Origin of the sequence: Corynebacterium sp. LK31 (assembly GCF_014335015.1) — a bacterium.
Taxonomy (GTDB): domain Bacteria; phylum Actinomycetota; class Actinomycetes; order Mycobacteriales; family Mycobacteriaceae; genus Corynebacterium; species Corynebacterium jeikeium_D.
This window is the reverse complement of sequence record NZ_PDGW01000013.1, coordinates 230,882-245,732: the sequence shown is the minus strand read 5'-3', so window position 1 is coordinate 245,732 and position 14,851 is coordinate 230,882. Positions and strand designations below refer to the sequence as shown.

Below are 14,851 nucleotides of genomic sequence, written 5' to 3'. Positions count from 1 at the left end.
AAGTTGGTCGAGCCGTATCGCGACCGTGCGCTGGTCGTACGCCGCTACGACCTCGGCGAAGCCGACCGCATCATCGTCCTTTTCACCCGCGACCACGGCCTAGTCCGCGGTGTCGCCAAAGGCGTGCGCCGCGCGAAGAGCCGCTTCGGCTCCCGCCTCTCACCATTCGTCGACGTGGATGTCAACATCTACCCACGCCGAGGACTGTCCACTATCGCAGGCGCAGATACCGTGCGCACGTGGGCAGCACCGCTTGTCGACGACTATGCGCGCTACACCTGTGCGTGTGCAGTCCTGGACGTCGCCGAACGCATTGTCGGCGAGGAGCAAGTGCCGGCTCCCGAATTGTGGGATCTCACCACCCAATCGCTCGACGACGTTGCGGCCGGTCGCCATCGCCCCGATTTGTTGCTGACCTCCTACATCCTGCGAGCAATGGCGCAGGCAGGTTGGCAGCCAAGCCTCTTTGAATGCGCAGGCTGCGGCAAAGCCGGCCCTCACCACGCGTTTTCTCCCGCACTGGGCGGAGCAGTGTGCACCAACTGCAGGCCACCGGGTGCAGATACTCCGCCGACCGAGGTTCTGCATCTGATGTGGCAGCTTGCTCATGAGCAATGGGCGGGCATCGATACGTCGTCAAGCGAATTCGAGGGACGAATGGCGACGGCGCGTACCCTAACGGCGAAGTACCTGCAGTACTACCTGGGCCGCCGGGTGCCGGCGCTGGAACATGTGGATGCTTTTTGGCAGTAAACGTCAGCGGTGGGGCACAATAGGAAGCGTGTTGAATCCTCCTGTACCGCAGCAATTCGTGCCCAATCACATCGCGCTCGTGATGGACGGCAATGGTAGATGGGCCGAACAGCGTGGGCTCAAACGCACCGAGGGGCACAAGCGTGGTGAGGCCGTGCTGATGGAGTGCGTCGATGCTTGTTTGGAGATGGGCGTCAAGCACCTGTCGGCTTACGCATTTTCCACTGAGAATTGGCGTCGTTCGGTCGATGAGGTCCGATTCCTCATGGGCTTTAATCGCGATGTGCTGCGTCGACGTCGTGATGAGCTGGATTCGAAGAACGTTCGCGTGCGTTGGGCAGGGCGTCGTCCGCGACTGTGGCGCTCGGTGATTAAGGAACTTGAGATTGCCGAGGAACAGACGAAGGACAATGACGCGCTAACTCTGTATATGTGCGTCAACTACGGTGGTCGCGCTGAAATTGTTGATGCTGCTAGAGAGATTGCTCGTCAGGCAGCAGCGGGGGAGCTCAGCGAATATGACTTGACCGAGAAGTCTTTCGCACAGTTCCTGGATGAGCCGACTATGCCGGATGTTGATCTGTTCTTGCGTCCGTCGGGCGAGCAGCGCACGTCCAACTTCTTGATCTGGCAGTCCGCCTATGCGGAGATGGTCTATCAAGACAAGCTTTTCCCGGATTTCGGTCGGGATGACATGCGCGCCGCAGTGGTGGAGTACGCAAAGCGCGACCGTAGGTTCGGCAAGGCCTAGAGCCGATATTTTTTTAGGGGGGGGGAGGGAGCCCGGGCTACTTCTTCTGGCAGTCCCTGCACAGGCCGAAGACCTCAGCAGTGTGCCCGGTCAGATTAAAACCGTGCTCCTCCGCAAGGCTGTGCGCCCACTGCTCGACAGGGCCGCCGGCGACTTCAACGGTGCTGCCGCAATCGGTGCAGACCAGGTGATGATGGTGGTGGTCACCGCACAGCCGGTACAGAGCCTCTCCGGAGGCATTGTGCAGAACATCGACAATGTCCATTTCTGCAAGGGACTGGAGCGTCCGATAGACCGTCGTCAAGCCGACCTTGTCCCCACGTTCCGTCAGCGACTTATGAATGTCAGCAGCGGAGCGAAAATTAGGGGCCTCACTCATAATCGACACGACGGCGCGGCGTTGGCGAGTACTGCGCTGGCCGATGCGGGTTGCGGCCGGCCGCGCGGAGGCTTGTGTTCCGGTGCTAGCGGGGGAGCCCGTACCACGTGGGTTTTCGCCAGAACTAACTTCGTGCATATCTTCGCCAGCCATGTAACCGACACTACCCGGTATCGGTTGGACAAGATGCGCTAGAGTATAGGGGAACTTTTAACTGGCCTGTTGGGGTCAGTACATTTTGCTTTTCATTATGTCGTTCGCCGCACGGAACGGGCTGAATTGTGTGCCCGGAAAAGGCGTGTGGTGTGCGATGCGAAGCCATTTATAAGGAGTGGTCTAGACCGTGGCACCTAAGTCAGTTGTCGATACCGTCGCCAACCTGTGTAAGCGCAGGGGGTTCGTTTACCCGTGTGGTGAAATTTACGGCGGTACCCGCTCGGCATGGGATTACGGTCCCCTGGGTGTGGAGCTGAAGGAAAACATCAAGCGCCAGTGGTGGAAGACCTTCGTCACCGGTCGTAAGGATGTCGTCGGCCTGGATTCCTCCATTATCCTGCCGCGCCAGGTCTGGGAAGCTTCCGGCCACGTCGCTACCTTCACCGACCCGCTGGTGGAGTCCCTGCACACCCACAAGCGCTACCGCGCTGACCACCTGCTGGAGGCCTACGAGGCCAAGCACGGTCACCCGCCGGCCAATGGTCTGGCAGATGTTCCGGACCCGGAGACCGGTCAGCCGGGCAACTGGACCGAGCCGCAGATGTTCTCCGGTCTGATGAAGACCTTCCTCGGCCCGGTCGACAATGAGCAGGGCCTGCACTACATGCGCCCGGAGACCGCTCAGGGTATCTTCGTCAACTTCAAGAACGTTATGACCACGGCTCGTATGAAGCCACCGTTCGGTATCGGCCAGACCGGTAAGGCATTCCGTAACGAGATCACCCCGGGCAACTTCATCTTCCGTACCCGCGAGTTCGAGCAGATGGAGATCGAGTACTTCGTCGCACCGAACGAGGCGGAAGAGAAGTTCGATGAGTGGGTCGACGCCTGCTGGAACTGGTTCATTGACCTGGGCGTTAACCCGGAGAACATGCGTCAGTTCGACGTTCCGAAGGACGAGCGCGCTCACTACTCTGCACGCACAATCGACTTCGAGTACCGCTTCCACTTCCAGGGCAACGAGTGGGGCGAGCTGATGGGTGTCGCCAACCGTACGGACTACGACCTCGGCTGCCACATCGAGCACTCCAAGGAAGACCTGCGTTACCACGACCAGGTCACCGGCGAAAAGTACGTTCCGTACGTCATTGAGCCGTCCTTCGGTCTGACCCGCGCCTTGATGGCCTTCCTGTGTGATGCCTACACCGAGGAAGAGGTGCCGAACGCAAAGGGCGGCACCGACACCCGTACCGTGCTGAAGCTAGACCCGCGTCTGTCGCCGGTTAAGGTTGCTGTTCTGCCGCTGTCGAAGAAGGACACCCTGACTCCGACCGCTGAGGCTGTCGCGGACAAGCTGCGCCAGTACTGGGCCGTCGATTACGACACCTCCGGTGCTATCGGCCGTCGTTACCGTCGCCAGGATGAGATCGGTACTCCGTTCTGTGTCACCGTTGACTTCGATACTCTCGAGGACAACGCTGTGACCGTCCGTGACCGCGACACCATGGAGCAGGAGCGCGTCAAGATTGACGAGCTGGAAGGCTACCTCGCAGCTCGCCTGGTGGGCTGCTAATGGCCGAAGAAGTTTTTTGGGAATCCTATAGTCTCGGCGACGGCTCTCGGGAAAAATCCGAGCAAACCTGGCCGATTCTGAAGGAAAGCACCGAAGTCGGCACGTACATCCGTGATGAGCAGGGCGATCGCCTCAACACCCCGGAAGGGGAGTGGGTCATTGATGCCTCTGCTAATCACCGTGTTTCCGCCACGCTTCCCAACGGCCGCGTGTTCTCGACCGTTGCTGCTGACCGTGACAAGATTTCGCGAGCCAAGCAGCTTTCAGTGACCTTTGGGCCGGATCGTCCTGAAGGCAAGCTGGTGTGCGAGGGATCGACGAACTACGTCATCGAGAATGCGAAGACCGGCGAGAAGTGGGGTCAGTTTACCGGTGCGTCCCGTGGCGTGCGCCACGCAGAGGTGCAGTTCGACACCGATGAGGGCCGTGCGCTGCCGGAAGAGGAGAAGATCTTCCTGGTCTACAGTGCTCGTCGAGTGCTGGAGTCCCGCATGGTTTCCTCTACCTGGATTCTCACTGTCTGCTTGCTCTTGCTGATTGCCTATATGATTTGGGTGTGGATCGTGTAGCAACTATTGCAGACGGCGTCGTTTACGACGAGAACCAAAAGGCCCTGTCCGACGGCTGGAGCTGTCAGGACGGGGTCTTTAGTGCTTTCTGGATCACCTCGTCACAAGGGCGTGGCTGGCAGGTGAAAGCCCGCTTTTTTAGCACGAACGCGCTAGTGATGACGAATCCGGATGAGGGGGATTCTTTCGTCCTAAACAGAGAAGGACGGGGAATTCGCACGGTCTTCGACATCGAGCGGCCAGGCTATGAGCTCGCCCGAATCGTCAGAGAGGACAGTCTAGGCCGAGGGGTATTTGGTGTCTATGCCCAGAAAGGAGACTTCCGGGGGAGTTTCGAAGACTGGCTGATTGCCGCCGCTCTGGCGACGTGGTCTGTGGATGGACCACGCCAGATGCGAATTTAGGCGGGAATCTAGAAGCCCATTGTGCTGCCGGAGCCGCCTGGTCGGCTCGAACCTCCGCCGAAACCGCCGAAGCCACCGATGCTGCCACCAAAGCCGCTGTTGTTGCTGAGCATGCTTCCCAGCACCATGCCGGCGACCATCGATCCGTTGCTGCCGCCACCGCGGCGCTGATCCTGGTAGCGGCGGATGTCACGGCGGGCCAAGTCAGCGGCCTCAGCCGCGAGCTTGCGCGCACGACGTGCGTAGGCCAACGCCTTTCGCGGATCGTCGTTGGCCAAGCCCTGAGCAGAGCCGTAAGCACGCTGCGCCTCCGCGAGGCGAGTGCGAGCCTCAGCGCCAACCACACGGCGGCGGGTAGCAATTAAGTCAGCCGCGGCGCGAATGTGATTGTCGGCATCCTGCATGCTGTGCTGCAAAGTAGCGGTAGCGCGGGCGAACGACGCGGCCTTGTCTCGAGCGGAGTCGAGGGCTTCGTCGAGTAGCTCATCGGCATCGGTCAGTGCGGTCCAGGAACTCAGTGGATCCACTTCGGACTTATTGGCTGCCACACCGAGTGCTTCACGGCCTGCTTCGATGGCCGCATTGAGACGCTCGCGGTTGATGTTGGCGCCTTGCGGTGCCGACATCAGGTGCGAGGCCTCATCGATTTCACCGCGGACCTCGGCGATAAGGGAAGCCAGTCCAGCGACTGCAGCGTGAATATCGCTATCGGCGTGTTCAATGGCCTCCAGAAGACTCTCTGCCTGTGTGAGCGCAAAGTCGGTGGCCGACAGCGCATCAATCAGACCACCTTGCTCACCGGCAGGTAGGTCCGCGATGCGGCGGGCCTCAGACATTGACTGGTCAGCCTGATTCAGGTGCTCCGTGGCCATGTCGATATTGTCGGTCACAGAGCTGAGCATCTGCTCTTCGTAACGTGCGCGCAGACCATCGAGAATTTCGCCGGCACGCGGCATACGTGAACGCAGCTCGACACTTCGCTGAGTGAGCTTCGAAATCGTCGCTTCAGCATTCATCAACTCCTGGCGGAGTTTCTGGAAGTTTGCGGCCTCGCCGTCGAGCTGGTCATCCGCAACACCACAGGTGGAGATAATCTCCAGCAGGACACTGCGGCGCTCGATTTCGTCGGACACGGAGCCGTCGTCAAGCTGTTGGCGAAGTGCAAACGCACGCTCGAGCGTGGACTGAGAGTGCTTCAGTGCGTTGTCGAAGCTGCGGATGCGTTCGGTGCCGAACTCAGCGCGGGCGAGGTCGAGCTCGGTGCGGGCTTTGCGAATGGACTCATCGGTACTGACAATCTCATCGTGCGCAAGAACATCGAGCGAGCTGGTGCTCAGCGAGTCCAGCGAAGAGACATCCTTGGGGTCGATGTTGCGGCCACGAGCGATCTCCTCCTCATCGCGCTTCTTCTTATTGCGGCGGCCCACGGCCCAGGTGGCGCCACCGACAACGGCAGCACCACCGAGGCCGGCACCGAGCGCCCACCCACCGGCGGAGCCGCTGCCACCGCCTGCCTCGGCGATGGCAGCTTCACCCGCAGCTGCCCAGTTGTCATCCTCTAACAACTGCCCTTGAGCTGCCCTGTTGATGGCCTCCGCGTTGCGGGGGAAGGAGTCTCCGACGAAAGCGCCGAGGTTTCGGTCTTCCACAGCGACGACGATGACACCGCGGTTGTCGGCAGCTCCGAGGTGTTCCCAGGCCTGCTGTGCCCACTGCTGGCCCTGAATGCCGTCGAAGCTCTTGATATAAAACACCGAGAACAGGAGTCGCTTCTCTGTCTTGAGCTGCTGAATCTGCTCCTTCAGACGAGCTTCATCGCCGCCGCTCAGCACACCTGCGAGATCAGCCACCTCGCCCGACACATCCGCCGGTGCCTCGGCGTGCGCCAGGGATGCTGACGGTGCGAGTGCCAGCAGCGAAGCAGGTGCGTGAACCGGTGGCTGTGCCGGTAGTGCGGCAGTAATTAGCGGCATGCTCAGGCCGAGAAAAGCACCCGATGCGGCAAGGTAAAGGGGGCGAAACACGCGATTCCTGTCAGACATATCTACAAGGATACGTAACAATAATTACGTGGCCGGTAAATTTTCGTATTCATCTTTTGAACTCGCTCGTATTGTCGAGGAGTCTCCGAAGCAGTCATTGCTGCCTGGGGTGCAGTCCTTGGAAACCCACCGGGCGGCGTTTGCACGAGATCGCGCCCGCGTCCTGCACTCCGCAGCGCTGCGCAGGCTGGCTGACAAAACCCAGGTTGTGGGGCCAGGGGAGGGCGATACTCCCCGCACACGCCTGACTCACTCGCTGGAGGTCGCGCAGATTTCCCGCGGAATCGCCAGCGAGTTGGGTGCAGATGAGGATCTCGCAGAGCTGGCCGGCCTGACCCATGACATCGGGCATCCGCCGTATGGCCACAACGGCGAGCGCGCCCTCAACGAGATTGCCGCTGGGTGCGGCGGGTTTGAGGGCAACGCGCAGACGCTGCGTATTCTCACTCGCCTCGAGCCGAAGGTGCTCGATGGTACAGGTGAGCCCTGCGGACTCAATCTCACTCGGGCGGCGCTCGATGCGGCTTGTAAGTACCCGTGGACGCCAATCGGTCCCGATGGTCAGCTCCGCCACAAGTACGGGGCCTACCAGGAAGATGCCGCAATTCTGCAGTGGATTCGCCAGGGCGTTCCGCACGGCAAGCAGTGTCTTGAGGCGCAGATCATGGACTGGTCTGACGATGTCGCCTATTCCGTCCACGATGTCGAGGATGGCATCGTCTCTGGCCGCGTTGACCTGGGTGTTCTGTGGGACACGGTGGAACTGGCCGCACTCGCTGACAAGGGCGCTGCCGCATTTGGTGGCGATCCAGCGGAGCTCGTCGAGGCTGCCGGGCGTCTTGCCAGCTTGCCGGTGGTATCAGCTGCGGCGTCCTATGATGGTTCGCTGCGCTCGCTGGTCGCGCTGAAACGGATGACCTCGGAGCTGGTCGGCCGTTTCGTCACGGCTTCCGTCGCGGGTACGCGTGCTGCCTCCGGGTCGACGCTTCCGCTCGGGCGTTACGACGCGGACCTCGCCGTGCCCAGCTCGATTCTGGCGGAGGTCACCATGCTGAAGACCATCGCCGTGCTGTATGTGATGGATCTTCCGCGTCATATTCGCCGTCAGGAGCGTGAACGCGATCGTCTTTTCCGGGTGGCCGAGTATCTGCAGGAAGGTGCTCCAGGGACGCTTGATCCGATGTTCCAGTGGCTCTATTCCCGGGCGGAGAGTGACCAAGCGCGGCTGCGGGTTATCGTTGATCAGCTAGCGTCGATGACGGAATCGCGTGTAGAGCGGCTTGATCGCCAGATTGCTGGTGTGGCTGCGGCGTGGGGGTAGTGCTGTCAGCGATTACTATTTTTGAAGTATCCGCTGAAGGCTACTACTGAGGTCATCGGAAAGCGCCTTCGTAGTCTCTGCGTCGGGCTTCGCATGCATGTAATCGAGGGCTAGTCCATTTACGATAGCTGTGATGAGCCGGGCCGTCTGAGCTATATCTCCAGGGACGTCTGCGGCGGACAGTGCTGAAATGAGATGGTCCTGGAATCTACTGAGTTCGTTCTGGTACTCCTGGGCCAGAACTTTGCGTGTTGATGCAGCGGCACCGAGGATAACCCACAGTGCTGCGTCTTCGCGCTGTATTGGGCCGATGGGGAGTAGTTCGAGCAGGGAGCGGTGGAGCTGTTCTAGCGGCGAGGTATTCGATTGAAAGCGTAGCGACGAGACTCTTTCATGCTGTCGTGCTGCCGAGCGCAGAAGTGCCCTGCTGAGTAGTTCGTCTTTCGTGCCCATAAAATACTGCACTGTTCCAGGGGCTACGCCCGCCTGTTGAGCCACTTTTCGAACGCTGACAACGTCGAACCCCTGGTTAACAATCACTTTGATTGCTGCATCGGAAATGGCTTTTTCTTGAGGTGACATCATGCTCATATCCTAAAACTCCTTTGGGGTTTCATTCGCGCCACTTCCCGTACGACTGTATGATAGTTTACTATACGAATGTACGAGGGAGTGATGGAGATGGACTATCTTGTTCTTGTGGGGCTTGCGCTTCTTGACAGTCTCAGTGCTGGAACCCTGCTGATTCCAGTAGTGCTGCTCATCGTCTGGCGGAGGATGAGAGGTGCCGAATACGTTACTTATTTAGGGACAATTGTCTTGTCCTACTTTGCGGTTGGCATCGCGCTCTTTTTCGGCCTGCGTCAGGCTTTAGACGCAGTCTCGGGCATTGCATCCAACACTTGGTTCAGTTGGGTGATGATGGTGTTGGGTATTTTGTTAGCTGCTTACGGAATCCTGGCACCGAATCCCAAGAAACGGACCGTCGAAGAGGTAATTGAATCTCGGTCGGAGGACACTAAGAAAGGTTCTGCCGGTCTCCCAGCGATGGTGGGTTTAGCCTTAGCTGCAGCAGTTGTCGAGGTCGGTACGATGTTGCCGTACTTGGCGGCAATCGGAATTATTGAATCGATGGCAGTGCCTTTCGCAGTGCAACTGCTTATCCTCGCGCTCTACTGTGTAGTGATGATTTTGCCCGCAGTCATTGTTGGAGTGCTCTTCGCAGCCTTTGGAGATAAGGTCTACAGCCGGGTAGTGAGCGTTATCCCCCGGTTGGAATATGAAACAAAGGTCACTGTTTTGTGGGTGGCAGCAATAATTGGCATCGTTCTTGTTGCCCGGAGCGCAAATCAACTCGGTTTTATCGGGTAGCGCTAATTCCGCAGTGATACTTTGGCTCAGTCCTCCGCGTCAGGAATCTCGCAGAAGCTCTCGTAGTGGTCGTCGGTGTAGTACCAGACATCCGGATCGTTTTCGGAACCGCCGCCGACAACGATGCGGCGTGCACCGCGGCTGGAATTACCCGGGGTGGTCACGGTGTATTCGCGGTAGTAGTCACCGCGCTCCTTCGGCAGGCGTCCCTCGTAGTTACCGAAGTGCTTGCCGTCGTGCTGCGAATAGATGTGGTCCTGGTCGGTCAGGATGCGGTCGATAACATCGTCGGCCTCCTGCGGCAGGGTATCTACTGCGCAGGTGGCACCCTTTGCACCCGACTTGTTGCTGCTCGAGTTAGGACCCGGCTTGGGATTCGACTTCGCGCTAGAGGCAGCGGAACTCTGCGACCCCTGTGAGTCCTCCGACCCCGATGCGTTCTGATCTCCGCCATCGAGTCCCAGGTAACTACCAGCCAGCACCAGGGCGGCAGCGCCGACGCCGCTCGCAATCTTCTTCCACTCAGCCATGGCTAGTATCTTTCCATATCGGTCGCCGCCGGCACGTTATGGGCTGGGCGCGGGCGGCTCGTCGGCATGCGAAACCTCTACGGCGGAGTCGATTGGACGGTTTGGGTAAGGTTATTTTCATGGCTAGGGGAAGAATTCCGGACTCCGATATCGCGGCAATCCGCGAACGGACTCCGATTGAGGAGATCGTTGCAGAATACGTGAACCTCAAACCGGCTGGCGCGGATTCTCTGAAAGGGCTTTCGCCTTTTAAAGACGAGCGCACGCCGTCGTTCCACGTACGCCCCAATCATGGCTACTACCACTGCTTTTCCACCGGCAAGGGCGGTGATGTATTCAGCTTCCTCATGGAGATGGAACACCTGTCTTTCCCGGAGGCTGTCGAAGCCTGTGCGGAGAAAATTGGCTTCCACATTAACTATGAGGGCGGCGGCACGGGCCGTCGCGAGGAACCGGGAACTCGCCAGCGTCTCATCGCCGCAAACCGCGAGGCACAGAAGTTCTACCGCGAACAGTTCTCCACGCCTGCAGCAGCGCCAGCGCGCGAGTTTCTGGAAAACCGCGGCTTCACCGCCGAGCACGCGGCCCAGTTCGGCTGTGGCTACTCGCCGGCCGGCTGGGACACACTAACCAAGCACCTGCAGCGCCTGGGCTTTAGCTTCGAGGAGCTGGATAAGGCAGGTCTTTCCAAGATGGGGCGCATGGGGCCGATCGACCGTTTCCACCGTCGTCTCATGTGGCCGATTCGCAATATGTCCGGCGATGTCATCGGCTTTGGTGCCCGCAAGCTTTTCGACGATGACAATCTGGGCAAGTACATGAACACGCCCGAGACCATGCTGTACAAGAAGTCCAAGGTCCTCTTCGGCTTGGATCTGGCAAAGAAGGACATTGCCGCTGGTCATCAGGCTGTAATCGTGGAGGGCTACACTGACGTCATGGCCATGCACGCCTCAGGCGTGACCACGGCCGTCGCGTCCTGCGGTACCGCTTTCGGCGAGGAACACCTCCAGCTGCTGCGCCGTCTCATGCTCGACGACAACTTCTTCCGCGGCGAACTCATCTACACCTTCGACGGCGACGAGGCAGGGCAGAAGGCCGCCATGCGCGCCTTCGAGGGCGAGCAGAACTTCACCGGCCAGTCCTACGTCGCGGTCGCGCCGGACGGCATGGATCCGTGTGATCTGCGCCAGAAGAAGGGAGAGGCCGCAGTCCGCGATCTCGTCGCTTCACGACGGCCATTGATCGAATTTGTCCTCCGCACACTTCTGGCCGACTATGACCTGACCACCGCTAATGGCAGGGTCTCCGGGCTGCGCCGAGTGGTGCCTGTCCTGGCCCAGCTCAAGGACGCGGCGCTGCGCGATGAGTATGCCCGCGAAGTTGCCGGCTGGATTGGCTGGAATGATGAAGCCGAGCTTGTGCAGCGCGTCCGCGAGGAGGCCAGTCGGCCACAGAATGAAAAGCGCACTCCCTACCAGCGTCGCCAAGAAGAGGCCCGGGCCCGCGAAGAGGCGGAGGAAGCGCGGCGCCGGCGCAACCCGGCACTGCCGTATCCAAACCCGCGGGACCCTGTGCTTTATGCGCAGCGTGAGGCCCTCAAGCTGGCAATTCAAGAGCCCGCTACCACCGGCCCGGTATTCGATGCGCTCGCACCTGAGACCTTTGGGCATCCGACATACCGAGCGGTATTCGACGCCATCATGGCTGCCGGGGGCGCCTGTGGGGAGGCGGCCACACAGCCACATAGCTGGGCGACCGCAATTATGGATCAGGCGCGGGAGGACGTCGTCAAGCATCTCGTGACTGAGCTGGGCGTGGAGCAAATCGCCGTCGATGCAGAGACGCTGCGCCCGTATGCGCAGGCGATTCTGGCGCGGTTGCAGGAGGTGTGGGTCGGTGACCAAATTGCACAGCTGAAGGCGATGCTCTCGCGAATGCGGCCCTCAGATGACGAAACCGCCTACAACTCGCTGTTCGCGGACCTGCTCGCGATGGAGCAGTACCGCCGCGAACTGCAAGCAGAGGCGGTCAAGGTCGTGTTTGAGTAGCTAGCGACTAGTAGGGCGGCTAGTAGCCGCGGCGAATCCACTCTTCCAAGTGCGGAGCCTCGCGGCCAATCGTCGTGTGATCGCCATGACCCGTGCGGACAGTCGTTTCCGCAGGCAGAGTCAGCAGGTTGTCGCGGATGGAGTTAATAATCGTGTCGAAATCCGAGTAGGATCGACCGGTCGCTCCAGGACCGCCGGAAAACAGCGTGTCACCCGAGAACAGCTCCGCGGCCTCCGGCACGTACAGACAGCACGAGCCAGGGGAGTGGCCCGGAGTGTTAATAATGACAACCTCCATGCCCGCAATCTCCAGGCGCTGACCGTGTGCGAGGTCCTCGTGCGCCAGGTTCGGCCAGGACTGCTCCCACAGCATCTGGTCGCCCGGGTGGACCAGCAGGGGAGCGTCGAGCTTTTCCTGCAGCTCAGGTGCCACAGTGATGTGGTCGTTGTGTGCGTGGGTGCACACGATGGCCTTTACCTTGCGGCCATCCACCGCATCAATAATCGGCTGCGCCTCATGCGCCGCATCGATGACAATGACCTCACGGTCATCGCCGAGCACCCATACGTTGTTGTCTACGTCCCACGTGCCACCGTCGAGCGAGAACGTGCCCGACGTGAGAACGTGGTCGACCCTCAAATCCTTGTTCACAGCGTCACCACCGATCGCAGTACCTTACCGGCCTTCATAGTTTCGAAAGCCTCATCAACATCCTCAATGCCAATGCGCTCCGTTACGAAGCCCTCCAACGGCAGGCGGTTTTGCAACGACAGATCTACCAGCATCGGGAAGTCCCGCTCCGGCAGGCAGTCGCCGTACCAGGACGACTTCAGCGCACCACCGCGGCTAAACACATCCGCCAGCGGGATGTCCAGCTCCATCGTCGGCGCCGGAACACCGACCAGCACAACACGTCCAGCCAGGTCACGGGCGTAGAACGCCTGCTTGTAAGTTTCCGGACGGCCGACCGCATCAATCACGACGTCAGCACCGAAACCGTCGGTCAGCTCACGCACTCGCTTAACGACGGGATCCTCTTCCCCGGTGCCCTTATCGCTCTTAGCCAGCTCCGCAGAGTTAATGGTCTCGGTCGCGCCGAATTCGCGGGCGGTATCCAACTTCTCGTCCGAGATGTCGATGGCAATAATCTTGCTAGCGCCGGCCAGCTTGGCACCGGCGATAGCGGCCGTACCAACGCCACCGCAGCCGATGACGGCTACCGATTCACCGCGCTTGACCTCGCCGGTGTTAATAGCCGCACCGATGCCGGCCATGACACCGCAGCCCAGCAGGCCCGCAACGGCCGGATCGGCTGCCGAATCGACCTTGGTGCACTGGCCCTCGTGGACGAGGGTGGCATCCGCAAAAGCGCCGATTCCCAGTGCTGGGGTGAGGACGGTGCCGTCGGCAAGCGTCATGGGCTTGGAGGCGTTGAAAGTGCTAAAGCAGTACTGTGGCTCACCGCGCTTGCAGGCGCGGCACTCGCCACAGACGGCGCGCCAATTGAGGACAACGAAATCGCCGACGGCAACATGCGTGACCTCTTCGCCAATCTCGGAGACCACGCCTGCGGCCTCGTGGCCGAGGAAGAACGGGTACTCGTCGGTGATATCGCCGTCGCGGTAAGCCAGGTCTGTATGGCAGACGCCGCAGGCCTGGATGTCAACAATGACATCGTTCGGGCCCGGGGACGGGATGTGGATATCAGTAAGTTCTACAGGTGCGCCTTTTTCGCGGGCGATAACGCCGCGCACAACGCGTGCGGTTTGCTCGGTGTTTTCGGTTCCGTTGGTTTGTTCAGACATAAGCCCCATCGTATGAGCGCGGTATGAAAAGTGCATGATGGAAAGCGTTTTCAGTACTGCTGGGGGCTTCGTTGGGCTGTGTGAGATTGCGTGGATTGCACGGATTGCACGGATTGTGTGGATTGCACGGATTGCACGGATTGTGTGGATTGCGTGGATCATGTGGATTGCACGGATTGTGTGGTTTCAAGAACTCACAACAATGTCATGGCCGATGGGTATGAGATGCCTAAATTAACCTTTGACCTGGCGATTTGTGAGTTTCAGGGGGTCTGGGTAAAGTATCTATCCGTCGCAAGGAACGGCGTGGCCGAAGTATGGGTTAGCTGGTTCTTGGCGGTGAGTATTCCTCCATAGCTCAATGGCAGAGCATTCGACTGTTAATCGAAGGGTTGCTGGTTCGAGTCCAGCTGGAGGAGCAATTAGGCCAGGTCAGGGAGTTTTTCTCTGGCCTGGTTTTTTATTCGCAGTGTTAATCCACTAAAACAATCATTAAATATTCGGGCCAAAGGACAAAATTCGTGTCTTTCCCCGACGCGCCCCGGCTGGTTATTGAGGGGTTGGGCCGTGGGAGTGAGCGGTCTATTTTCTATTCCGCCACTTATGGCCAAGTTTCGGGGTCTTGTCGATGGTGTCGGTGACTTGTCGATGGTTTTTCGGCACTTATGCGCACGGTATTGGCTGGGTCTCTCACATGTCGATGAGGTATTCACTTATGGCCACGCTCCAGCGCATCGATAGGTGAATACCTTGGCCACAAGTCGCTGGAGTCTTGGGCCAGAGCGCTGGAGCCGAAAGCTTGCCACTTACTCGCCACTTATGCGGGGGTTCTAGAATCCCAATAGCGCAATGACAAGTGAAGAGGAGCCATCACGGCATCGCGGCAGCACGCCACGTATGGCTCGAAGATGACGTATGGCTCGACAGTAACGTTTGGCTCTGTATACGCGACCATATGTACACATTGGCGCAACAGGTCACTTTTGGGCCATAGGCGGACAGTTAAGCCATAAATGGACAGGCGCATAGGAGGCGATGGAGCACTTTTTTTGGGGGGGCACAAAGCTGCCCGAGCTAGCCAGTACCTGAGTACTTAGAGACGTGGGCGCTATGAGTTCCCCAGCCGAAGCCGCAGGTGGCGCGGT

Annotated in this window: 14 protein-coding genes and 1 tRNA gene; 9 read left to right on the top strand and 6 right to left on the bottom strand. The window is 59.6% G+C overall.

Going from position 1 to position 14,851, the window contains the following annotated elements; all coding sequences use genetic code 11:
* The first annotated feature begins 3 nt into the window (after nucleotides 1–3).
* Both recO and CRD18_RS06200 read left to right on the top strand, forming a co-directional pair.
* Nucleotides 4–753: a DNA repair protein RecO gene (gene recO, locus CRD18_RS06205; RefSeq protein ID WP_016423113.1), complete on the top strand. Its 750-nt coding sequence runs from the start codon at nucleotides 4–6 to the stop codon at nucleotides 751–753.
* Complete coding sequence (locus CRD18_RS06200) at nucleotides 737–1,504, top strand: isoprenyl transferase (protein WP_049170724.1); 768 nt, start codon at nucleotides 737–739, stop codon at nucleotides 1,502–1,504. The genes recO and CRD18_RS06200 overlap by 17 nt, the downstream gene beginning before the upstream one ends.
* Nucleotides 1,505–1,541: 37 nt before the next feature.
* Here the strand turns inward: CRD18_RS06200 and CRD18_RS06195 are convergent, their stop codons facing one another.
* On the bottom strand, nucleotides 1,542–2,036 hold the full coding sequence (locus CRD18_RS06195; protein WP_070607075.1) for a Fur family transcriptional regulator: 495 nt from the start codon (nucleotides 2,034–2,036) through the stop codon (nucleotides 1,542–1,544).
* A gap of 190 nt (nucleotides 2,037–2,226) precedes the next feature.
* Between CRD18_RS06195 and CRD18_RS06190 the strand changes: the two genes are divergently transcribed.
* Genes CRD18_RS06190 through CRD18_RS06180 form a run of 3 tightly spaced genes read left to right on the top strand, consistent with a single transcriptional unit; the run spans nucleotide 2,227 to nucleotide 4,585 of the window.
* Entirely contained in the window at nucleotides 2,227–3,612 is a 1,386-nt protein-coding gene (locus tag CRD18_RS06190) for a glycine--tRNA ligase (protein WP_049189626.1), read from the top strand.
* Complete coding sequence (locus CRD18_RS06185) at nucleotides 3,612–4,181, top strand: hypothetical protein (protein WP_016423109.1); 570 nt, start codon at nucleotides 3,612–3,614, stop codon at nucleotides 4,179–4,181. The genes CRD18_RS06190 and CRD18_RS06185 overlap by 1 nt, the downstream gene beginning before the upstream one ends.
* Nucleotides 4,169–4,585, top strand: coding sequence for a hypothetical protein (locus CRD18_RS06180; RefSeq protein ID WP_016423108.1), 417 nt, complete (start codon nucleotides 4,169–4,171; stop codon nucleotides 4,583–4,585). The genes CRD18_RS06185 and CRD18_RS06180 overlap by 13 nt, the downstream gene beginning before the upstream one ends.
* Before the next feature lie 8 nt (nucleotides 4,586–4,593).
* On the opposite strand, the gene CRD18_RS06175 is transcribed toward CRD18_RS06180, so the two are convergent.
* The gene (locus CRD18_RS06175) at nucleotides 4,594–6,627 is read right to left on the bottom strand and encodes a TPM domain-containing protein (protein WP_242458680.1); all 2,034 of its coding nucleotides are present in this window, start codon (nucleotides 6,625–6,627) and stop codon (nucleotides 4,594–4,596) included.
* Nucleotides 6,628–6,655: 28 nt separating this feature from the next.
* Here CRD18_RS06175 and CRD18_RS06170 point away from each other — a divergent pair, with 28 nt between their 5' ends.
* Complete coding sequence (locus tag CRD18_RS06170) at nucleotides 6,656–7,948, top strand: deoxyguanosinetriphosphate triphosphohydrolase (RefSeq protein ID WP_048732682.1); 1,293 nt, start codon at nucleotides 6,656–6,658, stop codon at nucleotides 7,946–7,948.
* Nucleotides 7,949–7,963: 15 nt separating this feature from the next.
* Here the strand turns inward: CRD18_RS06170 and CRD18_RS06165 are convergent, their stop codons facing one another.
* Nucleotides 7,964–8,539, bottom strand: a complete 576-nt coding sequence (locus CRD18_RS06165) for a TetR/AcrR family transcriptional regulator (RefSeq protein ID WP_048732681.1) — start codon at nucleotides 8,537–8,539, stop codon at nucleotides 7,964–7,966.
* A gap of 84 nt (nucleotides 8,540–8,623) precedes the next feature.
* Between CRD18_RS06165 and CRD18_RS06160 the strand changes: the two genes are divergently transcribed.
* Nucleotides 8,624–9,319: a GAP family protein gene (locus CRD18_RS06160; protein ID WP_083229230.1), complete on the top strand. Its 696-nt coding sequence runs from the start codon at nucleotides 8,624–8,626 to the stop codon at nucleotides 9,317–9,319.
* A 26-nt stretch (nucleotides 9,320–9,345) separates the two neighbouring features.
* Here CRD18_RS06160 and CRD18_RS06155 read toward each other — a convergent pair whose 3' ends face one another.
* Complete coding sequence (locus CRD18_RS06155) at nucleotides 9,346–9,849, bottom strand: ribonuclease domain-containing protein (protein WP_049189621.1); 504 nt, start codon at nucleotides 9,847–9,849, stop codon at nucleotides 9,346–9,348.
* Nucleotides 9,850–9,968: 119 nt separating this feature from the next.
* Between CRD18_RS06155 and dnaG the strand changes: the two genes are divergently transcribed.
* Nucleotides 9,969–11,900 (top strand): DNA primase, encoded by a 1,932-nt coding sequence (dnaG, locus tag CRD18_RS06150; protein ID WP_080969560.1) that lies wholly within the window; start codon nucleotides 9,969–9,971, stop codon nucleotides 11,898–11,900.
* A 19-nt stretch (nucleotides 11,901–11,919) separates the two neighbouring features.
* Here the strand turns inward: dnaG and CRD18_RS06145 are convergent, their stop codons facing one another.
* Nucleotides 11,920–12,552: an MBL fold metallo-hydrolase gene (locus CRD18_RS06145; RefSeq protein ID WP_049192878.1), complete on the bottom strand. Its 633-nt coding sequence runs from the start codon at nucleotides 12,550–12,552 to the stop codon at nucleotides 11,920–11,922.
* On the bottom strand, nucleotides 12,549–13,706 hold the full coding sequence (locus tag CRD18_RS06140; protein WP_049170748.1) for an S-(hydroxymethyl)mycothiol dehydrogenase: 1,158 nt from the start codon (nucleotides 13,704–13,706) through the stop codon (nucleotides 12,549–12,551). The genes CRD18_RS06145 and CRD18_RS06140 overlap by 4 nt, the downstream gene beginning before the upstream one ends.
* A 347-nt stretch (nucleotides 13,707–14,053) precedes the next feature.
* Between CRD18_RS06140 and CRD18_RS06135 the strand changes: the two genes are divergently transcribed.
* Nucleotides 14,054–14,125, top strand: a tRNA-Asn gene (locus CRD18_RS06135).
* The last annotated feature ends 726 nt before the right edge of the window (nucleotides 14,126–14,851 follow it).